At 45.2% G+C, this 22,340-nt stretch carries 17 protein-coding genes; 7 read left to right on the forward strand and 10 right to left on the reverse strand.

The window, feature by feature from the left end:
- Positions 1-25: 25 nt before the first annotated feature.
- A complete protein-coding gene (gene nagB, locus GZN30_RS15475; RefSeq protein ID WP_075647809.1) occupies positions 26-826 on the reverse strand; it encodes a glucosamine-6-phosphate deaminase in 801 nt (266 codons plus the stop codon).
- 448 nt (positions 827-1,274) lie between these two features.
- Here nagB and GZN30_RS15480 point away from each other — a divergent pair, with 448 nt between their 5' ends.
- On the forward strand, positions 1,275-2,453 hold the full coding sequence (locus GZN30_RS15480) for a tetratricopeptide repeat protein (RefSeq protein WP_075647810.1): 1,179 nt from the start codon (positions 1,275-1,277) through the stop codon (positions 2,451-2,453).
- A 78-nt stretch (positions 2,454-2,531) separates the two neighbouring features.
- Here the strand turns inward: GZN30_RS15480 and bcsG are convergent, their stop codons facing one another.
- Genes bcsG through bcsE form a run of 3 tightly spaced genes read right to left on the reverse strand, consistent with a single transcriptional unit; the run spans position 2,532 to position 5,902 of the window.
- Entirely contained in the window at positions 2,532-4,157 is a 1,626-nt protein-coding gene (gene bcsG / locus GZN30_RS15485) for a cellulose biosynthesis protein BcsG (protein WP_075647811.1), read from the reverse strand.
- Between the two features lie 3 nt (positions 4,158-4,160).
- Entirely contained in the window at positions 4,161-4,322 is a 162-nt protein-coding gene (locus GZN30_RS21305) for a hypothetical protein (RefSeq protein WP_167521315.1), read from the reverse strand.
- Positions 4,319-5,902 carry a cellulose biosynthesis protein BcsE gene (gene bcsE / locus GZN30_RS15490; RefSeq protein ID WP_075647812.1) on the reverse strand — a complete coding sequence of 528 codons (1,584 nt, stop codon included), beginning with the start codon at positions 5,900-5,902 and terminating at the stop codon, positions 4,319-4,321. Before bcsE ends, GZN30_RS21305 begins: the two co-directional genes overlap by 4 nt.
- 471 nt (positions 5,903-6,373) lie before the next feature.
- Between bcsE and GZN30_RS15495 the strand changes: the two genes are divergently transcribed.
- Genes GZN30_RS15495 through GZN30_RS15520 form a run of 6 tightly spaced genes read left to right on the forward strand, consistent with a single transcriptional unit; the run spans position 6,374 to position 17,138 of the window.
- Positions 6,374-6,583 (forward strand): hypothetical protein, encoded by a 210-nt coding sequence (locus GZN30_RS15495; protein WP_075647866.1) that lies wholly within the window; start codon positions 6,374-6,376, stop codon positions 6,581-6,583.
- Positions 6,580-7,356 (forward strand): cellulose biosynthesis protein BcsQ, encoded by a 777-nt coding sequence (gene bcsQ / locus GZN30_RS15500; RefSeq protein ID WP_075647813.1) that lies wholly within the window; start codon positions 6,580-6,582, stop codon positions 7,354-7,356. The genes GZN30_RS15495 and bcsQ overlap by 4 nt, the downstream gene beginning before the upstream one ends.
- Positions 7,357-7,359: 3 nt before the next feature.
- Positions 7,360-9,993 carry a UDP-forming cellulose synthase catalytic subunit gene (gene bcsA / locus GZN30_RS15505; protein ID WP_075647814.1) on the forward strand — a complete coding sequence of 878 codons (2,634 nt, stop codon included), beginning with the start codon at positions 7,360-7,362 and terminating at the stop codon, positions 9,991-9,993.
- Complete coding sequence (gene bcsB, locus GZN30_RS15510) at positions 9,983-12,271, forward strand: cellulose biosynthesis cyclic di-GMP-binding regulatory protein BcsB (RefSeq protein WP_075647815.1); 2,289 nt, start codon at positions 9,983-9,985, stop codon at positions 12,269-12,271. Before bcsA ends, bcsB begins: the two co-directional genes overlap by 11 nt.
- Complete coding sequence (gene bcsZ / locus GZN30_RS15515) at positions 12,268-13,374, forward strand: cellulose synthase complex periplasmic endoglucanase BcsZ (protein WP_075647816.1); 1,107 nt, start codon at positions 12,268-12,270, stop codon at positions 13,372-13,374. Before bcsB ends, bcsZ begins: the two co-directional genes overlap by 4 nt.
- Complete coding sequence (locus tag GZN30_RS15520) at positions 13,365-17,138, forward strand: cellulose synthase subunit BcsC-related outer membrane protein (protein WP_083627121.1); 3,774 nt, start codon at positions 13,365-13,367, stop codon at positions 17,136-17,138. The genes bcsZ and GZN30_RS15520 overlap by 10 nt, the downstream gene beginning before the upstream one ends.
- Before the next feature lie 88 nt (positions 17,139-17,226).
- Here the strand turns inward: GZN30_RS15520 and sstT are convergent, their stop codons facing one another.
- The 6 genes from sstT to GZN30_RS15550 all read right to left on the reverse strand — a co-directional run bounded on the left by sstT (position 17,227) and on the right by GZN30_RS15550 (position 22,335).
- On the reverse strand, positions 17,227-18,450 hold the full coding sequence (gene sstT, locus GZN30_RS15525) for a serine/threonine transporter SstT (RefSeq protein WP_075647817.1): 1,224 nt from the start codon (positions 18,448-18,450) through the stop codon (positions 17,227-17,229).
- 387 nt (positions 18,451-18,837) lie between these two features.
- Positions 18,838-19,893 (reverse strand): ribosome small subunit-dependent GTPase A, encoded by a 1,056-nt coding sequence (rsgA, locus tag GZN30_RS15530; protein WP_075647818.1) that lies wholly within the window; start codon positions 19,891-19,893, stop codon positions 18,838-18,840.
- A gap of 215 nt (positions 19,894-20,108) precedes the next feature.
- Positions 20,109-20,552, reverse strand: a complete 444-nt coding sequence (locus GZN30_RS15535) for a copper chaperone PCu(A)C (RefSeq protein WP_075647819.1) — start codon at positions 20,550-20,552, stop codon at positions 20,109-20,111.
- Positions 20,553-20,570: 18 nt separating this feature from the next.
- Complete coding sequence (locus GZN30_RS15540; RefSeq protein ID WP_075647820.1) at positions 20,571-21,155, reverse strand: SCO family protein; 585 nt, start codon at positions 21,153-21,155, stop codon at positions 20,571-20,573.
- The gene (locus GZN30_RS15545; protein ID WP_139312168.1) at positions 21,152-21,577 is read right to left on the reverse strand and encodes a hypothetical protein; all 426 of its coding nucleotides are present in this window, start codon (positions 21,575-21,577) and stop codon (positions 21,152-21,154) included. The genes GZN30_RS15540 and GZN30_RS15545 overlap by 4 nt, the downstream gene beginning before the upstream one ends.
- 203 nt (positions 21,578-21,780) lie before the next feature.
- On the reverse strand, positions 21,781-22,335 hold the full coding sequence (locus tag GZN30_RS15550; protein ID WP_075647822.1) for a GNAT family N-acetyltransferase: 555 nt from the start codon (positions 22,333-22,335) through the stop codon (positions 21,781-21,783).
- Positions 22,336-22,340 lie beyond the last annotated feature (5 nt).

Raw genomic sequence — 22,340 nt, forward strand, 5'->3', positions numbered from 1 at the left:
TCCTTAGTTCATTTATCGGTTTGAATTAGAAACCTTTGATGTTTTCTGCTTCTAGCTCAGTGAAGTATTTCACTGTTTTCACTTTCAGCTCTTGTGTCGATGGCTCGTCACATACGATGACTGATTTAGGGTGTAGCTGTAGAGCAGATACAGTCCATAGGTGGTTTACGCTCCCTTCAACCGCTGCTTCTAGCGCTTGAGCTTTGTTGTGACCTGTTACTAGAATCATGATCTCTTCTGAGTCTAGTAGAGTACCTACACCGATAGTTAGTGCGTATTTTGGTACTTGGTTGATATCACCATCAAAGAAACGAGAGTTCGCAATACGAGTATCTTCAGTCAGAGTCTTGATACGAGTACGAGAAGATAGCGAAGACGCTGGCTCGTTAAATGCGATGTGACCGTCGTTACCTACACCACCCATGAATAGGTTGATTTTGCCGTAAGACTTAATTTTGTCTTCGTAACGCTTACATTCAACTTCGTGATCTGGTGCGTTACCGTCTAGAAGGTTGATGTTCTCTTCTTGAATATCGATGTGATTGAAGAAGTTGTTGTACATGAATGAACGGTATGACTCTGGGTGGTCAGCTGGGATACCAATGTATTCATCCATGTTGAATGTTACAACGTGCTTGAAGCTAACTTCGCCAGCTTTGTACAGTTCGATTAATGCATTGTATGTTGCTAGAGGTGTACCACCAGTAGGTAGACCTAGAACGAACGGACGCTCTGCTGTTGGTTGGAAATCATTAATGCGCTTAACGATGTGTGCCGCTGCCCATTTACCTACTTGTGCTGCTTGTTGAAGCGGGATAAGTCTCATTTTCTGCCCCTGATAATTAGAATTCGGTACGTTGTATCATTATTTCGCATTATAAAATAAGTGATCTGGATGTTCTATTGTTTTTGGTCAATTTTTGCGTTTTCTTTTTAAAATGCTGCGAAAAGTCAAAAGGTACACGTTTGCATGTTATTGAGGTGTAAAGTTAATGATGGTAAATGGTAAGATTTTTTATTGAGCGAACTATTACTATGGCGAATAATTTTTCAGCAGTTAATGACGATATACCCACATAAAAACAGCAACAATATCGCTAATTAGAGCGAGTTGGCATATTCTAATGAAATCTCGAAAATCTAAGCTTACAAATGACAAAAAAGCTCAAAATTGCAGCAAATTTGTCGATATATTATGTACCTAACCGTACCAAGGATATTCGAGAACTTGACGGAGATAATTTGGTGTTAAACGCGACGTGTGAAGTTAATTCATGAGTATGATGGGAATTGCCATTGGGGCAACCGGACTGCTGCTGCTGTTATTGTTCCTTTGGATGTTTGCGCTTTCTGTGCGTCAAAAACGCGTGGAAGAGGAGCGTAAGCAGAGAGAAAGTGCCTATCGCAAAGCAATGGCTCGAGATCGACAAAGAGAGTTAGAAGAACGAATCAGAAAAGCAGAGCATGGCGATATTACGATGATCCTCTACCTTGCTAAAGAAGAGGAAAGAACGAATTTGCGCAAAGCTTTGTATTGGTATTTGAAAGCCGCGCATCTTGAAAATATTACCGGAATGTACGGCATTATTCGTATTAGTGATCGGATGAAAGATGACGTCGTGCTGCGTCAGCAGGCGCAGTATTGGCGCTTAGCGGTCTCGGCGGCGGAAGGTAGCTTGGAGGCGAAATATCAAGTTGCTGAGGCGCTGTTCTATGGGCGTGGTGTCGAGCAAAATGTCGATAAAGCTTACAAGTTTATGGAAGACGCTGCCAAATTACAGTATATACCGGCAATGCTGTTTCTTGGTGATTGGGCAGTGGCTAACAACAACCCACAACCTTCGCCAATTAATTCATATGAATGGTTTTTCCATGCGGCAAAACTCAAAGATAATGAAGCAAGATTGCGTTTAGGTGTTTGTTATATTGAAGGTATTGGTGTTGAAGCCGACTTTCAACGCGGTTGTTACTGGTTAGAGCGTGCGGGTGAAAAAGGCTATACCCCAGCGATGCTAAAAGCCGGTGAATACTGGATGGAGCAAGGTGGGCAAGGAAAATCCATTGCTTACATTTGGCTCTTTATGGCAGCGCAATTGGGCAATGAGGATGCGCGGATTTTGCGTGACCAGATTTCGCTTACCATAAGTGTTGATATTGTGGTGGGCTTACAATCTTTAGCTAAGCCAATGCTGAAACGAATCCGTGAAAAAAGAGTCGGTAAACACGCGATTATTAAAGCGCTTAACCGCTTGTACAAACGCGATTTTGATTATCTGGCTTATGATATGACGCCAGAAACGGAAAACGTGAATCTGGATGAAGATCTGGATGCGGAACTGCCGTTAGAGCCATCTTTCAATCATTTTGAAAGCCCAGCACAGGGGATAGAGAGCCAGCGCCCGCAAGCAACGTTAGATTTTTCTCAATCACCGATGGATCAAGCTAAACGTTAGATCGACTAGCAAGTTCTTTTCGTTTTAAGCAGAGATTAATGAACAAGACCGAGTGATTCACACTCGGTCTTTTCTATTTTAGTGCGGGTATTCAATCCAACTTGTTCCATCGAGTGAGACGTAGTATTCGCCATTTACTTCGATGACCGTCGAGCCGGAATTCTGCGCAACGACTCTCGTTTCTGGTAGATCCTTGGTTAAACTTGCAGGACTAAACTGCTTCGATTGGTAGATATCTTGATGCAAAATATTGGCAATTAGCTGAGAAAGTGCCAAGTAACTCGATGGCGCTTTGATATGCTCAATCTCACCTAGACGTTCCATGTCTTTACCAAAAATCTTCACACCGACAGGCGTATGAATAATGGTTGGTGCGGGGATTTCGCGCATCCCCGAAATCTGCATTCTATCACCACGCATACCGGCACCGTGTTCAGGCACGAGTGCGACCACAATGTTTCGTCCAGAGGCTTCGAGGGTTTTAAAGAAAGCATACAAATCATCCAAAAGATTATTGAGACGCTTTTTGTAGCTCACCATTGAGGTGGTTGAATTGGCATTGATGATGCGGTTTCCATCGTGCAGTGAAATTGAGTTATATAGCGCGACAACTTTGTCATTATCGCTATTGAGTCTTTGTTGCCACCAGTTATTGAGCACTTGTTTGTCACGAAAGATGTTTGAGCCGTCGAACGACTTTTGATAAGGGGTAAAGCCTTGCTGTGACATCAAGTCTGCTTGTATATCACCATCTTTTTTGATCAGTTCTAAGAAGCTATCAAATACACCATTGTGGTTCATGACTAAGTTTTCGCTGAAGCCTAATTGCTTGAGATCATCGAATAAATAGCACTGTTTGTTGGGTGCAGCAGCGAACAGCTGACTATGCTCTTGCTGACCGCAGCTCGCTCTTAACAAGCGAATCACCGCAGGTCCACTGTAGGAAGTGGCTGAGCTAAAATTGTCGAACATAATGTCGAACTCTTTAAACAGAGGGTGATTCGCAAGCCCAGCAATCTCGATATCGTCCCAAGCGACAGAACAGATACTCAATAGCAACAAATCAAAGGGTGCATCTTGTGCGCTGCTGGTGTTGAAGTTGACTTCTCTTGATGCCTCTTGAGTAAAGAATTCTGAGGTGAGGGTACTCAATGTTTGGTCGTTTATTTCGGCGTCGAGTGCAGGCTTATTCTCGGTAGGCTTTGTTGTAGGTTGCGGATTATTTTCGCTCTCAGCGACCAAGTTAGGGTTCGATGGCGTGGTACTCGGTAAACTGATGTAGAGCATTGCTAGGGTAACCAGTACCGACACACGTAAGAACTTGCTGAGGATAGCGTATCCAGCGCACACGACAAACAGACCGATCAACAGCTGAGGAGAAACAAAGCGTCCCAATAATTCGAGCAAATAGCGCCACTCGAACTGCATCAGTTGCCCCATTTGCGCCCAAAGACGATCAAGCGGCGGTAAGTAAGAGTCAAAATGGAGTAACCATACAGCCGCGATAACCGCTACGAAATGACGGAGTCGATTAACGGCTTTACTTTTTATTGGCAATAAAATCGCCAGCAATAGTGCAAAGTTATACAAGGGATGGAAATTGATCGTGCCTTGTAGGTACAGAGCGATCTTGGCGATAAAGTAGACGTTCCACCAACCTAACCCGATGGAGAATGTGGTGTTCGCAAGAGTTTTTGTTGGCATAGACTAATCTTCTGGCTTGGTATCGAGATCGAAATAGACTGAGCGTTTAAAACGCTTGGCAGAAAAGATGCGAAGCGCGTGCAGCATATCCCGTAAGAAAAAACCAATGAATACGCCGACGGTTAGGCTAACGCTGACTGTGATTAAGAAATCGCTGATATTCATAGTGATCCTTTGAGTGCAATGGGCTTTTTAACAGCATACAGTGCTGGCAGCTCCGTCGTAGCGGGCGTGTGACCGGAAAAAATCTGCGTTTCTGTGGCGAGAGAGGTCACTTCATTAGAGATTAATACTTCATCACCTATGATGTATTTTAGTTCAGAATCAATATCGTATTGGGTTTCAAATGTTCGTGTTGAATGAAACAAGTCACGAATTGGAAACTCGAAAATATTGTTGAGGGCAACATCAATATCGTTATGGCGCACCGCACTGAATAAAATATAGAGCGCTTTTTGTGTCGCAGTGACGACATCACCGTCGCGTTTGATATGGCACAGGCGTAAGCATTCTTCAGCCAGCATTCCCGGTAGTAAATTGAGTTTTACTAGGGCGAAATTGACCTTTGACTGTGCGGAAGTAGAGATCACATCGTTACAGTAGCGGGTAAATTCTTTGCCGCGTAAATATCCCTTGCTGCCAAAGCTGAGGTCATATTTGACCAATGCATCCAAGGTGTCTGGTATGGCTCGAGTTAGCAATTGTCCTTGAATGGCTTCGACTTGGGTCATAAAACGCATCGATGGCACCTGTACGGGAGCAATCAGGTTAGCTCCCGCTCGGAGCAGGTATTTTTCATCAGCATAGCGTAAACATTGCTGTGTTTCTCTAATGATAATCTTTAGCTGAGGACCTGATTTAACCCTCAGTTGATAGCATTCTATCGCCAGTTGTTGCACATCTTCTTGGCTTGAGCAGCTAAAAATGAGGGTGGAGGCTCTTGGGCTATCTAACAACTCAATTAAGTGTCGATTGTTTTCAGCAACATGCATGCTAGCCGGGGCTTTCGCTGTTTCACCTAAAGCCGTTCTTACAATATACACCCGCTCACTATCCGCTTTATCCTCTCTCAGAGTCTGGGTTGGAGCCTGGGTGGATTGGGTGGCTAACAGGCGAGCGTCATGCTGTTGAGTCAACAGATATTCTTGAGTGGCAGTCACTCCGTGGCTATTTGACCAGAAATCGACAAAATAACTATAGCGTGAGTGGTCAACGGCGGTCATCGTTGCTAAGCCCGCTAGTGAACGGTTGTGAGTCAGTAGCTTGGGCTTCAGTACTGAAGTGGCTAAGTGACCAAAAATACACAAGTTTACTCGGCTATTCGTTTTCGTCGCAAACGTATTGAGATTACGCAGAAATGAGTCGATCTCTTCACCATGACAGTGAGCAAGTAAAGAGTCAGGAATTAACAAAATAACATGAGAAAGAGGCGTAATATTAATTGCCTGAATGTCTTTCGCTAAAGAGAGAGGATTTAAATTCTTTTTTTGCCCCTTTCTGTTAATAAAATATTTTATATTGAAATATTTATCTTGTAACTCATTGAAATATTTAATTGTAGTAGAGTCTAGCCCTGAAGTAATGGCGTCTTTGTCAATGAAACTCAGCAATGTATTGGTTTGATTTTTATTCAAAGCACTTAAAAGGAACTCAATTGTCATGTGCTTGTTAGTAAATAAATTGACATATGTGGATTTACTTTCTAACTCACTAGTGGTTGCTGGTAAACCGATGATTGATGACATGATAACTGCCTTTTTATCAGTGGGTTAATTGGTTTTTTTTGACTCTGCTTTCGATGCTTATGCTTAGTTGAACAGAAATGAGAGTCAATTATGACAAAAAAATGACGCCAAGATATTAAACGAAATTGATCAAAAGTAAAATTACATATAGCATTGTTGAACTTGATGTTTATAGGCTAAATCGACGCTATCAATAGCGATAAAATTATGTCGATGAATAATATTTAAGCTTATATGTCGTAAACGGATAATTGCAACTCATCTTCGAAAATAATTCTGAAGTAAAACATCATCATAGGAAATAGAAACGCGAATATTTAGAGGTGTAAAGTTCTTCGATGTTACGCGTTGATTAAACCTTGATACACAGATAAGTGTATTACATCGTTATTTGCGCTCTAGCTGCGGAATTCAGTGTGGACTTGGATGTCTGCGCTCTGAGCTGCTGCGCCTGTAATGTGGAAAGATGTTTTGTCACAGACAGCAAAAGACATTAATTCGATCTACTCTTCATATAACTTAGTTCAACATCAATATGTTGAAACGGTAGAAAATGAATCGTACTCAACAGTGAAAAAAAAGTGGCTAGTGTTACAAAGCCAGCGTCAGTATCAGCATATTGAGGTTCAAGTGACAGGGGCGAGTGCGAAAAGAGTCGGTCTTACAACGGAAACAGCATGAAACGTCTTCTTCTTGTAAGCCTAAGAGGCGGTTGTGGGTCAACCACAATTACCGCTAATTTGGCGCAAGCGTTAGTTAAGATAAACAAACCCGTGCTAGCGATTGACGCAGTTGCGGAGAATCTGTTGCAACTTCATTTGGGCTTGCCGTTTGAAGAGGGCGACGGATGGGCTGCGCGTATGGCTAAACAGCAAGCTTGGAATGAGGCGGGTTTTATCAGTCCGCACGGTGTGGATTTTCTCCCTTTTGGACGGTTAGACAACGAATTTGATTCCGTAACTCGTCATGTGGACCTACAAGCATTTAGGCAATTAGATCAAAACTTGCGTGAGGTGGCGAACCCATCCCAGTGGCAACTATTTCATGGTGAGCTCGATTACATCAATCAGGCTGTATTGCTCAATTTCATAGACTCTCTAGACATGGTGCTGGTGGTACTAACCGCGGATGCAATTAACTATACGATCTTGCAATCCCAACTAGAAAATAATCGAGCGCTACGCAAACTGATTGAATTAGGTAAAGTGCGTATTCTTCTCAACCATTACCAACCCGAAACTGAGATTGGGCGTGACTTTTCTTTAGTGTTGAAGCATGAACTACAAGATATTTTAGTACCAGTCATGATGCATCGAGACGCGGTTTTAGCCGAATGTGCAGCCAACCTGACTACCGTTCAATACTATGCGCCAATTAGCCAAGCCGCGAAAGATTATCAGGCTTTAGCCTTTTGGTGTGTGTCGTCACTCGCTGATCCTCATGATTTGGGCTAGCCTATGCATAGCCTTAATCTCTTCTTTCGTCGCTGGGTAGTGCAACAGTTTGAACAGCAAAAACTGGTCTATGAACGAGCTTGGGATTGCCGTGCTAACTGGCTCGGTAATCTATTGCTTTCGTTATGGTTCAGTGTCAGCTTTGTCTTCTTAAAGCCCGTTATTGCTGGCGTACCATCTTGGAAGTTGCCGTTAGTCTATTTCCCACAGGTAAACTTTGCCGCGCCAAGTTTATTCGCCCCAATACGTTTTGCCGTGCAAGGTATTTGGCTACTTTGCTTTAAACAAAATGTGAACCGCACATGGTTGAGTAAACTGGGCAATGGGTTTTCTGCAGCAACACAGCAAATAGGAAAATGGATCTATCTTCCGCTGGAATGGTTCGAAAAGCTCATCAGTTGGCTAGAGAAAACAGCTAGCCAACCGAAAAAATCGCGACAATCTCAAGTTTTGCGCACGGGAAAATCAATCTCAATCCTTAACGCCTTATTGTTATTTATAGTGGTGCTATTGGCGTTAATTTGCTTTACGGTGCCGTTTGGCTATCAAGCGCAGCTGGTGTTTGTTGTTTTGTTATGGACATTGGCGATGATGGTTCGACGTCTACCGGGGCGCTTTCCTACCATGTTGCTCATTATTCTCTCGCTGACCGCATCGTGTCGTTACCTTTGGTGGCGCTATTCTTCCACGCTTAACTGGGACGATCCGCTTGCTTTGCTACTTGGCGGGATTTTGCTACTCGCCGAGACGTACTCTTGGATAGTTTTGATCTTGGGCTATTTTCAAAACATTTGGCCGCTTAACCGTCAACCGGTCGATATGCCGGAGGATGTCTCTACGTGGCCAACCATCGATCTTATGATCCCTACTTACAATGAAGATTTAGATGTAGTTAAAGCGACTGTCTATGCTTCGCTCGGTGTCGATTGGCCTAAAGATAAACTCAATATTTACATTCTTGATGATGGTAAGCGCGAAAGTTTTCGAGACTTTGCCCAAAGCGTTGGTGTGAATTACATTCGACGCCCAACCAATGAGCATGCCAAGGCTGGCAATATTAATTATGCCTTGCAGCAAACCAATGGCGAGTATGTTGCCATCTTCGATTGCGACCATATTCCGACGCGGGTGTTCTTTCAGCTAACCATGGGTATGTTTCTTAAAGACCCTAAATTGGCTTTAGTGCAAACCCCTCACCATTTTTTTTCGCCTGACCCGTTTGAAAGAAACTTGGCAAACTTCCGTAATGTGCCCAGCGAGGGGAGTTTGTTCTATGGTCTGATTCAGGATGGTAATGATCTGTGGGATGCGACGTTCTTCTGCGGCTCTTGCGCTATCTTGCGTCGAAAACCGCTAGAAGAGGTTGGCGGGATTGCGGTGGAAACGGTGACAGAAGATGCGCATACCTCGTTGCGCATGCACCGCTTAGGCTATCGCTCGGCGTATCTGAAACAACCAATTTCAGCTGGCTTAGCGACGGAGACGCTTTCGGCACATGTTGGGCAGCGTATTCGTTGGGCAAGAGGGATGGCGCAGATATTCCGAGTAGACAATCCATTGACTGGTAAAGGGCTCAAATTGTCACAGAGGTTGTGTTATGCCAATGCGATGCTGCATTTCTTATCCGGTATTCCGCGAATTGTTTTTTTGATCGCACCACTCGCGTTTTTGATTCTTCATTCTTACGTAATTTATGCGCCAGCGTTAGCGATTATTTTGTACGTGTTACCTCATATGATCCACGCCAGCATGACCAATTCTCGCATGCAGGGAGACTATCGTTATTCATTCTGGGGCGAGGTTTATGAAACCGTGCTGGCTTGGTATATCGCCAGACCAACCACGGTGGCGTTATTTGCGCCCCATAAAGGTACATTCAACGTTACTGCAAAAGGCGGCTTGGTTGAAAAATCGCACTACGATTGGGTGATCTCTCGACCCTACCTCGTTTTAGTGGCACTCAATATCGTCGGTATAGCTGTGGGGTTATATCGCTTGGGTTGGGGCGCGCAAGATGAGATAGGTACGGTATTGGTTAACCTTGTTTGGACTCTGTACAACTTGCTGATTTTAGGCGCAGCAGTTGCTGTAGCCGTGGAAGCTAAACAGGTCCGTAAAGATCACCGAGTGGATGTCTCTATCCCGATCACGGTGCGTCTAAAATCCGGTCATTTGCTGCAAGCACTGATGAAAGATTTTTCGTTTGGTGGGGTTCGGGTTGAAATAGCTGGTGTAGACGAAGAGGCTGCGCATTACCTTCAGGGGCAATCTTTACAAGTTATTCTCAACCGTGGTGGTCAAGAATTCGTTTTCCCGATGACAGTCACCTATGCTCATAAGGGAATCTTTGGTATGCAACTCAACGAGTTGTCACATCAACAACAAATACAGTATGTCCAATGTACGTTTGCTCGCGCGGATACATGGGCGAAGTGGCAACAAGGTTATCAAGCCGATAAGCCTCTATCTAGTATGCAAGCCGTTTTACACGTCGGCTTTAATGGATACAAACGCTTGCTAAAACACAGTCCTACGCCGATTAGAGTCTGTGTTGATGCTCTTTTTATTTGTATTAAATTTGTTTGGTCTTTTAGACCTCGCTATGTCCCAACCAGGACCTTAAGTCATGCTCAATAATAAAAAACTAACAGCGTTGACGGCGGCCATAACTCTGATGAGTTTGTCGGGTAGTCTCGCAGCACAAGAAGTAAATCAGTCAGCAAATGTCTCGCTAGCGCAATCTCATGAGCTTGAGAATTCGTCAGTATTTAAACGAGTCGTGCCATTTAGTCAGCTCGGCTACAACAGCTCGATTGCCATTCAAGGTAGTGAAACCAGTGCCTACATAGGGTTCGGCTCTCGTTTGGATGAGGTGGTCTCTCAAGCCACCCTCTATTTCGACATTACACCGTCACCAGCGCTACTGTCGCTGGTTTCTCATGTTAAAGTTTATTTGAATAATGAATTGATGGGGGTGACCCCAATTGTTGACGGGCAGCAAGGTAAAAAACTGAGCTTATCAATGCCATTGGATACGCGTTTTTTCAGTAACTACAACCAGATACGTTTTGAATTGATCGGCAACACAAAAAAAGATTGTTCTAATCCTAATGATTCAAGTATCTGGGCTGAAATCAGTCAGACCAGTCGCATCGAGATGTTGGTGCAAAAGACCCGTTTAGAGAGCGATCTCAGCTTGTTGCCAGCGCCATTCTTTGATGTACGTGATTTTAGCCAGTTGAATCTACCTATGGTGATGGGCGATCAATATGATTTAGCAGAGATCAAAGCAGCGGGCGTGGCTAGCTCTTACTTTGGTTCTTTAGCGGGTTGGCGTGGCGCACAGTTTCCTTTGAGTTTTGACACTATACCTAAGCGCAATGCCATTGTTTTTGTGACCAATGACAACAAACCGGACTTTTTGCGCGATTTCCCCGATAGCGACGGTCCTCGTTTGCAAATGATCACGCATCCGACCGATCCGTTTGTTAAGTTGTTGCTGGTAATTGGGCAAGACAGTGCGGACTTAAATACCGCAGTAAGAGGGTTAGCGCTTGGCAACCAACTTTTGACAGGTCCGGTTGCGAAGATAAACCGTGTGTCGCAAATTCAGCCGCGAGTGCCTTATGATGCGCCCAACTGGGTCACCACAGAACGACCTGTTGCACTGTCAGAATTGGTGGAACAGAAATCTACGCTACAAGTGGAAGGGAGAACACCGCCACCGATCAATGTGAGTTTGCGATTACCACCTGATCTGTTTACTTGGCAAAGTCGCGGTATTCCTATGGATCTTAACTACCGTTATTCGCCGCCAACGGAAGACCATTCTGGTTCGCGTCTAACTCTGAGCATTAATGATCAATTCATTGAGGCATTTAACTTAACCACTGCCGGTCAAGGCGGTGACTCGAATCGAATTCGTGTTCCTTTACTCGACGATACCTTGTTAAGTGGTGAAGATCGAGTGCGTATCCCTGCACTTAAAGTCGGTAGTGAAAACCAGATAGAGTTTGAATTTGGTTTCGCATCAGTGACCGATGGTCAATGCCAAGTGACGCAACCGAGCAAGCAATATGCTGTAGTTGATGGTGATTCAACCATCGATTTTAGTGGCTTTCCTCACTATATCGAAATGCCAAACATGCGTGCATTTGCCAGTTCGGGGTTCCCTTATACCCGCATGGCGGATCTCTCTGAAACCGCAGTGGTGATCCCACAAAATGCGCCAATAGAAGTACTGCAAACATTTTTAAATGTGATGGGTTCTCTCGGCGCCGATTCAGGCTATCCAGGCATAAAGGTACAGTTGAGTGATAGCTGGGATGCACAACAACTCAGTGATAAAGATATTCTTAGCATCGGTTTAGATAGCAGTTTGTTGCAAGCTGCGAGCGACCCAAACCAAGTGAACTTAGTGGTAGAAGCGGGTCAGCGTCAAATCCGTTTGCCAACCAAGAATGAGCAGCAACTTGGGTCAAATTGGATGAGCCCAACCAGCAGTAGCCAACAAGCGGCAGATTTCGTGTCAGTTGATGCGACCGGTGCATTTGCGGCGATTTATGGCAGTGAGAGTCCGTTTACCGCCAATCGCAGTCTGGTTGCAATTATGGCAGCACAGCCAATGGATCTCGCTTTAGTCGATAGCGCTTTGATTGACTCAGGTAAGTTTGATTATATGTTCGGCTCTGTCGTTACCTTGCGAAAGGATGAGGTAGCAAGCTACAACGTTGGTGAGCACTATTATGTTGGTCAACTGCCAGTATGGAAGCTAGTTTGGTACCACTTCTCTAATCATCCGATCATTGTTGCTTGCTTTGCGGCACTATTAGTGGTGATCGTGACTATCGTGTTGTGGCGTGTTTTACGTCAAGTGGCAACTAAGCGATTAGAGAAGCAGGAGGAGGAGCAATGAAAAAGCTGATGGTATTGGTGGCAGTTTTTCTTTCCTCATCGGCATTTTCGCAAGGTTGTGAATGGTCACAGTGGCAAACTTTTAAGTCGGTCTATATTGAACAAGGACGAGTGGTTGATGGCAGTGATTCGCGGCGAATTACCACCTCGGAAGGTCAGTCTTACGCTCTGTTTTTCGCTCTCGTTGCCAACGACCAACAGAGTTTCGCTCAGTTGCTCAATTGGACGCAACAAAACTTAGCTGGGGGGGATTTAACCGCCCAGTTGCCGGCGTGGCTGTGGGGGAAAAAAGCCAGCGGGCAATGGGGAGTGTTAGATAGCAATCCGGCGTCAGATTCTGATTTGTGGATTGCCTACTCTTTAGTTGAAGCAGGTCGTTTGTGGGATAACTATTACTATCAATCGCTGGGTTATTTGCTGGCTAGCCGTATTTTGCGTGAAGAAACGGTGACGATTGAAGACGGTGGCTTGCTGTTGTTGCCCGCGCCGCAAGGTTTCAAGTTGGATGATGGCTATCGAGTCAATCCTAGTTACGTGCCTTTGCAACTGCTTGAGCGTATGCGCTCGTTGTACCCTCAGCAACCTTGGGGTGAGATGTACCAGACTAGTGTAAATATGATCACCAACACAATGCCGAAGGGCTTTAGCCCTGACTGGGCTCTTGAGGAGGCAGGGCAGTATCAAGTCGATCCGATAACCGGAGCGATTGGCAGCTATAATGCCATTCGTACCTATTTATGGGCGGGGATGCTCGACGATGGTGTGACAGAAAAACGTGCGCTAGTGGAGCAAATGCAACCATTTGTTGAGGCAACGAGTGCGCTTGGCGCGCCACCTCGAGAAGTGAATACTCAGACGGGTAAGTATAGTAACAAGGGGAGTGCGGGTTTTTCTGCCGCTGCACTGCCGCTCATCCATACCACAGCAGACAAGGAGTTATTACAACAACAAGCTGACAGAGCGAAGCGTTTGTTGGTCAACGATAGGGACGACCATTATTACGACAATGTGCTGACTCTGTTTGGTTTAGGGTGGCATGATGGACATTTCCGTTTTGGGTTGAATGGTGAATTAGTGCCTGCGTGGAGTGATTCATGTCAGTAAGTGGACGCGCTTCATGGTTGGTTTCATTGTGCTGCATAGCGGGTGGAGTAGGGGGGGCTCAGGCGGCGAACTTTAGTTCAAAACCGTTAAGCAAAGAGCAACTCTTGGGTGTTTACCAACCGATTGAACCAACCCAATTCTCGACTTCTGCAGCTAGAGTTAATTCAGTCGCATGGTTGGTTGAACAATTGAAGTTGGCTGACGCTATTGGGCGTGATGATATTGTTGAAAGCACGCTAGAACGGTTGTTCGCGATAGATGAAACCAGCCCAATAGGTTTGTTCTATCAAGCGAATATGTTTTTGAAGCGTCAACAGCTTGCTTTAGCACAACAGACTTTCGAACGTTTAAAACAGAGTGCACCGAACTCTTCGCAAACACAGGATCTTGCTGAAATCATCGCGATTAGAACCGATAAAAAGCTAGATTATCAGCGCGCTAAGTTACTGGCAAAGTCGGGGCGTTATCAAGAGGCGATCGAGGCGTATAAAACGCTTTTTCCTACCGGTATGCCGTCAGCTGCCTTACAACTTGAATTTCTCCAATTACAGGGCAACCTTACTCAAAACTGGCAAATGGTAAAGCAAGGTCTGGAACAACTTAATGCAGAATATCCGGGCGTTCCGCAGTTTCAGTTGGCTTTGGCAAACCATATTCGTAAACAAGATCCCGCCGATGCGTGGATTCTTGATACTTACAACAAGCTCGCATTAGTACCATCGGTGGGTAAAAGCGCCGCAACCTCATGGTTAAGAGCGTTAGACCAACTCCCGATTTCTGCTCAAGTGGTACAACAGTACGCCATTTTAGCCAGTTATTATCCGGCAGATTTGGAAATTCAGCGAGCAAATCAAAGCGCTATTCAGCGTTGGAATACCGAGCAAGCGCTGCGCAAAGATCCGACATACTTGGCGAAGTTGAAAGGTCTGCAATTACTTGAGCAAGGCAAGACAGAGCAAGCGGCGGTTCAGTTGCGTTATGCATTAACCACCCGTCCGGATGATCCTGAAATACTTGGGGGGATGGGTAAGGTTTATTTGCGTCGAGGTGAGCAGCAAAGAGCTTTGGCGTATTTTCAACGTGCGCAGGCACTAGACAAAGATCCAGATAGTGCGAGCAAATGGGCGACGCTGGTGGAGACCTCTCGTTACTGGAGTTATCTCGATCAAGGTGACGCATTGATGGCGCAAGGGAAATACCCTCAAGCGGAACGGTTTTATCGCCGAGCGATTCAGTTAGACAGTTCTCAACCCTATGCCTTTACTGGCTTGGGTGCTTCGCTGGTTAGCCAAGCGCAGTATCTTGCTGCGGACAAAGCGTACCGCCAAGCTTTACAGCTAGAACCGCTCAATGGTTCAGCATTACGTGGACGTTTGGATACTCGAATTGTGCAGAACGATTGGTTAGGAGCTCAATCCATCGCTAACCATTATTCCTCCAAGCAGAAATTGGTGGTGTCGGAAAAAATTAAGGCAATTGAATCTGAAATCATCTTGGTGAATTTACGCCAGGCGATTGATAAAAATGACGCCGTGATGACAAGAGAAGCCTCTGATCAGCTCATTGCATTGAATCCGAGTTCACCTTGGCAAAGGTTAGACATTGCGAATGTGATTCAGTCATTGGGAGAGAAAAAACGTGCTGATCGTTTAATGGCTGATTGGAATCAATCTAGCCAAGATCCAGAAATGAAATTCGCTTACGCACTGTACCTTGCCCAAGAATATCGCCTGCTAGAGGCGACTCAACAACTAGAGAGTATTGATACAAACGACCGCACGCCTGCGATGCAACGTAACTTAACTCGTTTGAAATTGGATGTTGAGTTGAGAGATGTGCAGTCGCGTTATTTGGTTGATCCTCAGTCTGTTACCGATTCTCTGGATATGTTGTCAGCCCAATATGCCGGACAGGTTCAGCCGCTTGCGCGTATTGTCGCTGCTTGGATAGCGATAGAGCGCACAGACAAAGCAAACAAGATCTACACCAGTCTTTTTCCTTTGCAAAGTTGGTCGTTCGATGATCAGTTAGCCTATGGGGAGATGATGGTGAGTTTGCAGCGTTTTGCTGACTTTGATCACTGGTTCAAACAGCAAACATCTCAGGCAGAGTATGCGTCGCTGAGCGTTTCTCAAGTGTTGCAATTTGAAGAGCTCAATATCCGCCGTTTGTTGGCGCAAGGGGATGTGTTGCTCGCCACACACCAACCGCAACAAGCGCTTGAGGTATTTCAGCAAGTGTCGACAAAGAGTGAGCCGTTTGTTACTCAGGCGCAAATTGGCATGCTGCAAGCGAGTGCTTTAATTGATGAGCACGCTATCTATCATGATTTACATTTGCTGTTGCTGAAAAAGAAATCGAGTTTGACGGCTGCACAACTAATGACCGTTGCTGAGGTGTTTAATCAGCAAGGGTATCGCGAGGATGCCAATACTCTCAATCAGGCGTTAGACAATACACCTGACGCGAATGCCTTCGCCTATCGAAATAGTCTAGCGATTGCTATGGATAACCAGCAATGGAATCTAGCCGAGCGCCGCGTATATCAAGCGCTTGATAGTGATAGATTGGAAAAGAATCCTCAGTTGACTGAGACAGATCAATCTTCGTTAACACTACGAGAGCTTTATGATAGTGCAGCGGATTATTGGCTGACTCGCAATGTAAAAGCGGATATTGATGCATTGCGTGATCGCAGCGATGGGCATGTGATGTTTGGCTGGGATTATAGTGCTCGCGACGGCAATAACACCACTAACCAAGTTCCGATTGAGGCGCGAATTCCAGTAGAAGAGTGGGATGGGCATCTGCTGCTAAGGGCAGATTATGTGGCTGTCGATTCCGGTAAGTTAGAGTATTTCGAGAAAGACCCTGATCATTCGCCAAAAGATAATGTCGTTGAAGGCAGTGCATCGGGTGTTGCGTTGGGTATTGGCTGGCAAGCGCAAGATTGGCAGGTCGACATTGGTACGACACCAGTCGGTTTTGACCATACCACATGGGTTGGTGGTGTTGGTGTTAATGGCGATCTGGGGGAGTTTGGCTGGTCAGTTGATGCATCTCGAAGACCAGAAACCAGCAGCACTCTCTCCTATTCGGGGTTAAGTGTGCCTGCGCAAACCAGTGAACTTTCGGGTGAAGGCACTAAATGGGGCGGGGTAGTGAGTACTGGACTGAAGCTCAACTCAAGTTGGGATATCGGTGGTCCATATGGTTTTTGGAGCAGCTTACAATACCACTCTCTAACCGGTGAAAATGTAGCGGATAATACCCGTCTTGGTCTATTGGGGGGCGGCTATTACAAACTGATTGCGACAGACACTCAGCGTTTGAGTATTGGGACTAACTTGATCTATTTGAGTTATGACAAAAACCTAGGCGAGTACTCGCTGTATCACGGTGGTTACTATAGCCCGCAAAGCTATATTTCTCTGTCGCTACCAGTTAACTTCTACGGTCGCTACGACAGTACCTGGTCTTACTTATTGAGTGGGTCAATTTCAAACTCATGGACGCAACAAGATGGTCCGTATCTGGTTGAAAATGGTAAGTCAGAGCGTGGTGGTGGGTTTGGTGCGTCATTACAAGCCGCAGTAGAAAAGCGGGTAAGCAAGCATTGGTATCTTGGTGCGTTGGTAGATTTGCAGCGTTCGGAATTCTACACCCCAAACCACTTTATGCTTTACGCGAAGTACACCTTCAACGATCGTTGGCAGCCGATAGCCTATCCACCCCAGCCGCCTATTTTATATAGTGATTTTTAGATTGAGCTGATCTTTAGGCAATAAAAAACCGAGTGTTTGTCGCACTCGGTTTTTAGTATGTTGTGTTTAACTTAAAGGAGTTATCAGCTTAGTGAGGGCGATTTTCTTTTTGTTTTTGCTTACATACCGCAGCAGTAAATACCACGTCCGTTGAGCTGTTTAACGCAGTCTCTGCCGAGTCTTGAATCACACCGATGATAAAGCCCACCGCGACGACTTGCATCGCAATCTCATTTGGAATACCAAATAGACCACAAGCCAGTGGGATCAGTAGTAGCGAACCGCCTGCGACACCAGATGCGCCACAAGCTGACACTGCTGCGACGATGCTTAGTAATAGCGCCGTCATTAGGTCAATTTCGATACCCATAGTGTGAACAGCTGCTAGTGTGAGCACTGTGATAGTGATTGCTGCGCCACCCATGTTAATGGTTGCACCCAGTGGAATCGACACCGAGTAGGTATCTTCATCCAATTTCAGTTTTTCACACAAAGCCATGTTAACTGGGATGTTAGCGGCGCTCGAACGAGTGAAAAATGCCGTCACACCACTTTCACGTAAACATTGGAATACCAATGGATATGGGTTCTCTCGTGTCTTAATAAACACGATGAGTGGGTTGATCACTAGGGCAATAATTGCCATTGCGCCAAGCAGTACCGCAAGTAGGTGAGCGTAGCCTGCTAATGCAGAGAAACCCGTTGTTGCTAGCGTCGAAGCCACCAAACCAAAAATACCCAGTGGTGCTAGGCGAATAATAAAGCGCACGATTTGTGATACGCCATGGCTAAGATCTTCAAATAATGCTTTGGTTGATGCAGATGCATGGTGCAGAGCAAGACCAAGTGCAATCGCCCAAGCTAGAATGCCAATGTAGTTGGCATTTTTAAGCGCATTGATTGGGTTATCAACCAATTGGAATAGTAGGGTATGCAATACTTCACCAATGCCTTGCGGTGGCGTTGCGCCTTCGGCACCAGAAACCAGAGTCAAAGTGGTAGGGAAAAGGAAACTCATGGTCACTGCGGTTAGCGCAGCTGCAAAGGTGCCAAACAGGTATAACACCACGATTGGACGCATATAGGTGTGTTGGTTTTTCTTTTGGTTAGCAATCGATGCGGCAACCAAAATGAACACAAGAATTGGCGCAACGGCTTTTAGCGCACCTACGAATAGCTCACCGAGTAGACCAACACTTACAGCGTGATCAGGAGCGATTAGAGAAAGTGCCACACCTAAGATTATGCCGGCTAAGATCTGTAGTACTAAATTTCCTCGTGCAAGCCGAGCTAAAAATGAATTGTAAAGCATAATAAATCCTGCATTTTGCTTTGGTTTATAGTGTCACGAGTTCGGCTGATGACTTGGTTTACATCAGTGTGAAACCAGGTAATCGATCGTATCGAAGTAAAGTCGAATCGTTGCTGACATTGCTTGTCAGCTATCTCGAGACAGCAGTAACCTTGATTATTGTTTTGATGTTCTCTCCACGAGTGGAAGAGAAGCAACTTATACTATCCTTCTGAGATATTGTGTCTAGGAATAATTAGAAAATAGAACTTAATATTAACATTATCTACATATTTGGAATCTAATTTTGACGATTTGCCCTATTTTATAGATAAAAAAGGGGCTAATGCCCCTTGTTGTCTGCGCAATCTATTGCTTATTTAGTTGCGTTTTTGTTCAACTAGTCTCTTAGTAAGATTGCTTGCGTGAGCGGTTTTCACTTTGGACTGAGCGACAATATTTGGTGAATTGTTTACTTTTAGAGCGTTGTTCCGCCAACGTTGCGCCATTCCATTCTTGTTCACGCATCAACTTAAGGTAATTAGTGACTCGACGCTCATCAATTTCACCCGCATCAAGCGCTTTTATTACCGCGCATCCAGGTTCATTGTTGTGTTTACAATCGCTAAAGCGGCATCTTTCAACCAGTGATTGCACATCACTAAATGTTTGCTCGACACCATCGGCACAATCATGGATTTGCAGCTCACGCATTCCCGGAGTGTCAATCAGCACGCCACCACTAGGTAGCAAGTGAAGAGAGCGACTGGTTGTCGTGTGGCGACCTTTGCTATCGTTTTCACGAATACCACCGGTCTGCTGGGTTTGCTCGCCCAGTAAGGTGTTCACTAGCGTTGATTTACCAACCCCTGAAGAGCCCATAAACGCCACGGTTTTGCCTTGTTTACACCAACTTGCCAGTAATTGGCACTGTTCACTATCAAGTGCATTTAACGTTTCAACAAATAGCATCGGGTCCAACGCTTGTACCTGAGATCGTTTTTCTTCGCTATCGTCACAAAGATCTGCTTTCGTTAGCACAATCACTGGCTCAACTTCTGCGTCATGGGCAATGGCAAGGTAACGCTCAATCCGGCTTAGGTTGAAGTCGTCATTAAGCGAGCAGACGATAAATAGCGTGTTGACATTGGCAGCAATCAGTTGCTCTTCTACTTTGCTTCCTGCTGCTTTGCGGCTGAATAACGATTGTCTGTCTAGTAGGCGCACAAATTGGCTGTCATTATCCAGTACCACCCAATCTCCGACGGTCATATCCGGCAGAGATTTGTGGATTGCCAGCGTACTTTGTCCGCGTTCTGCAAGTAACGTGTAGCCACTGCGATGATGCTCTGATACGCGCGCGATTTGATGGTGTTCTAGATCATTGAGCGTAAGTTGTTGATGAAATAGATTGCTCCAACCAAGTTGGTTGAGTGTCATGGTGGAGTTGGCATTTGAATTCATTTTAAATCCCAAGGGCAAGCTAAACTGCGAAGTGTTGTTTTGTAGTATCTCGGATGAAATGCACATAGTCAGTATAGATGACAGTGGTGACTGTCTTTCTACCTTTACGTTCTAAGTGCATTGCTACAATCATACTTTCTTCCTGAATGATTCCGCGGGGGCAGAATAGCAAAAGAGGAGAGCCTTAGCCCTCCTCTTTTCTCACTTGGTAATAATCAATGGTGGTGTTTCATACCGCTCATGACTTTTTTGATCGGTGCACTAAACGTTTGCGTTTCACCATTGGCGAAGGAGATTTCGACCTCGATATTCTCACCTTCAACTAAAGGCTTGGTTAAGTCGAACAGCATAATGTGCAAGCTGCCAGGTTTAAGTGAGGTATGGCTATGAGCGGGCAGGGTGATTTTTTCGATCTGACGCATTTTCATCATGTCGCCTTCGTGAATCACATCATGCAGTTCTACCTTGCCAGCTGCTGGTGTTGATGCCGACACAATGGCACGCTCTTTTTCACTGTGGTTCATGATCTCGACAAATACTGCGCTGGTGGCGGCATTCGGTGGAGTGGCACGAGCATAAGGGTTGTGCAGCATAACGTCAGACGCGTGGGCTAGTGGGCTTAAAAGTAGGGTCGCCAAAATCAGTGGCTTAAGTTTCATAGTCAGTCCTTTATTGTTTTACTGTAGATTTTCAATTGCTAGCACAATTGGGGCTGGGTTGAGTGTGTGCGACACTTTAGTGATCAGTTCACCGTTAGGCTGCAAAAAATAGAAATATGAGTTGTGGTCAATGGTATAAACCAGTTGAGACTCTTTTAGCTCGGTACGTTTAAATACCACGCCATACTTTTCTGCTAACGGCTTAGTGACTTCTATCGGCGCTGACAACCCTTCGATAGAGGGGTGGAAATATTGTGCGTATTCATGGGCTTTGCTTGCCACATCGCGCTCAGGGTCGAGGGTGATAAAGATAGGACGAATTTTGTCTTGTTGTGCAGGATCAAGTTGTTTTAAGGCAGCCGATAGCATCGCAAGTGAAGTTGGACAGACATCTGGACAGTGGGTGAAGCCAAAATACACCACGCGAATACGAGGATCTGTCTCATCGAATAGATCGACATTTTGTTGGTTTGCTCCCTCAAAGAGGGCTGCGCTTTGTGTCGGGGTGTTCCCAGTTTGATCTTGTTGATTATCGAAGAAGAGTTTAAGTCCAAAGCCTAAGCTAAATGCGACGACCAAGATTAGTGACCAATTTTTGTTCATCGAGCCATCCTTATTGCCACGTTAACAGATTGCTTGCCATCGCTTAGTGTGCCAATCCAAGTCATATCATCCATGGTGCAAGCGGGTAATAATACATCCGCTTGATATTCACCATTAAGAGTGCGCGCAATGGCAAAGCGTGCGGTGCCCATATCCATCTCATGTCCTTCAAGGGTAAGCATTAAGTTGTCGTTTTGGCTACTTGCCCATTGAACGTTTAAGTTAAAAGGTTGCAAGGGTTGCGCGGTATCTTGGTTCATTGAGATTATTACGCCATCTTGTGTACAAGCTTCAGTAGACAACTGGCAATAGCTATCGAGTGATACTTTGGGTGAGGCTTGGAAAAAATCGATTAGGTCGGTAGCAAAAAAGCCAACAGAAACGGCAACCAACGCGGAGAGGAATTTTAATAGTTTACTCATAGTGGGCATACAAACGACGGAAGAAGACGTATGTTACCATGGTGATAATGAGTTGGGTGATTAATGATAATGAATCTGTGATATCACTTAACGTCTTGTTGTAATTAGAACACTAGCGAGCGATCAGGCACGGCTCAAGGGGTAAGTTTAACAAGATGGTTAGCAACCCAGCATAAAGCCGGGTTGCTGGTTATTTCAAATGACTAGAGGCGCTTTTGATGGTGGATGCCGTACACTGCGTGATCAAGGATGCGATCACCCACTTTCTCGTTGTTAGTAATCACGCCCTCAAATGACATACCACATCGCTCAGCAACCGCGCGGCTCGACCAGTTATCGACGGCAGCTAACAGCTCAACTTTTTCCATTTCATATTTAGTAAATGCGAGATCGATGAGTTTATTGACTACTCGAGTCACGATTCCTTTGCCGGTTTGCGTTTGAGACAGCCAATAACCGATTTGAACCTTTTTCAAATCGTGATTGATAGTGTTAAAACTGCAGTTACCCACGACGTTACCCTGGAAAGTAATGGCGCAGGTGAGAGATTTACCCTGCGCATAATCGTCAAGTGAGCGAGCAATAAACAGACGAAAGTCTTGCTCTGATCGACAGTAGGGTGGCCAAGCGAGCCATTGCGAAAGATAGTCGAGTTGCTCACTGACTATCTCGGCATAAATTGGCGCAAAGCTCTCTTCAACTAGGGCAAGCTGTATCTCGTCATCGACCTTGATGGTAAATAGATTGTCCAGTTTCATGCCAC

Source organism: Vibrio ponticus (genome assembly GCF_009938225.1).
Classification (GTDB): Bacteria; Pseudomonadota; Gammaproteobacteria; order Enterobacterales; family Vibrionaceae; genus Vibrio; species Vibrio ponticus.

Coding starts and splice junctions, on each gene's coding strand:
- nagB (WP_075647809.1), bottom strand. CDS start 826: ATGAGACTTATCCCGCTTCAACAAGCAGCACAAGTAGGTAAATGGGCA.
- GZN30_RS15480 (WP_075647810.1), top strand. CDS start 1,275: ATGAGTATGATGGGAATTGCCATTGGGGCAACCGGACTGCTGCTGCTG.
- bcsG (WP_075647811.1), bottom strand. CDS start 4,157: ATGCCAACAAAAACTCTTGCGAACACCACATTCTCCATCGGGTTAGGT.
- GZN30_RS21305 (WP_167521315.1), bottom strand. CDS start 4,322: ATGAATATCAGCGATTTCTTAATCACAGTCAGCGTTAGCCTAACCGTC.
- bcsE (WP_075647812.1), bottom strand. CDS start 5,902: ATGTCATCAATCATCGGTTTACCAGCAACCACTAGTGAGTTAGAAAGT.
- bcsQ (WP_075647813.1), top strand. CDS start 6,580: ATGAAACGTCTTCTTCTTGTAAGCCTAAGAGGCGGTTGTGGGTCAACC.
- bcsA (WP_075647814.1), top strand. CDS start 7,360: ATGCATAGCCTTAATCTCTTCTTTCGTCGCTGGGTAGTGCAACAGTTT.
- bcsB (WP_075647815.1), top strand. CDS start 9,983: ATGCTCAATAATAAAAAACTAACAGCGTTGACGGCGGCCATAACTCTG.
- bcsZ (WP_075647816.1), top strand. CDS start 12,268: ATGAAAAAGCTGATGGTATTGGTGGCAGTTTTTCTTTCCTCATCGGCA.
- GZN30_RS15520 (WP_083627121.1), top strand. CDS start 13,365: ATGTCAGTAAGTGGACGCGCTTCATGGTTGGTTTCATTGTGCTGCATA.
- sstT (WP_075647817.1), bottom strand. CDS start 18,450: ATGCTTTACAATTCATTTTTAGCTCGGCTTGCACGAGGAAATTTAGTA.
- rsgA (WP_075647818.1), bottom strand. CDS start 19,893: ATGAATTCAAATGCCAACTCCACCATGACACTCAACCAACTTGGTTGG.
- GZN30_RS15535 (WP_075647819.1), bottom strand. CDS start 20,552: ATGAAACTTAAGCCACTGATTTTGGCGACCCTACTTTTAAGCCCACTA.
- GZN30_RS15540 (WP_075647820.1), bottom strand. CDS start 21,155: ATGAACAAAAATTGGTCACTAATCTTGGTCGTCGCATTTAGCTTAGGC.
- GZN30_RS15545 (WP_139312168.1), bottom strand. CDS start 21,577: ATGAGTAAACTATTAAAATTCCTCTCCGCGTTGGTTGCCGTTTCTGTT.
- GZN30_RS15550 (WP_075647822.1), bottom strand. CDS start 22,335: ATGAAACTGGACAATCTATTTACCATCAAGGTCGATGACGAGATACAG.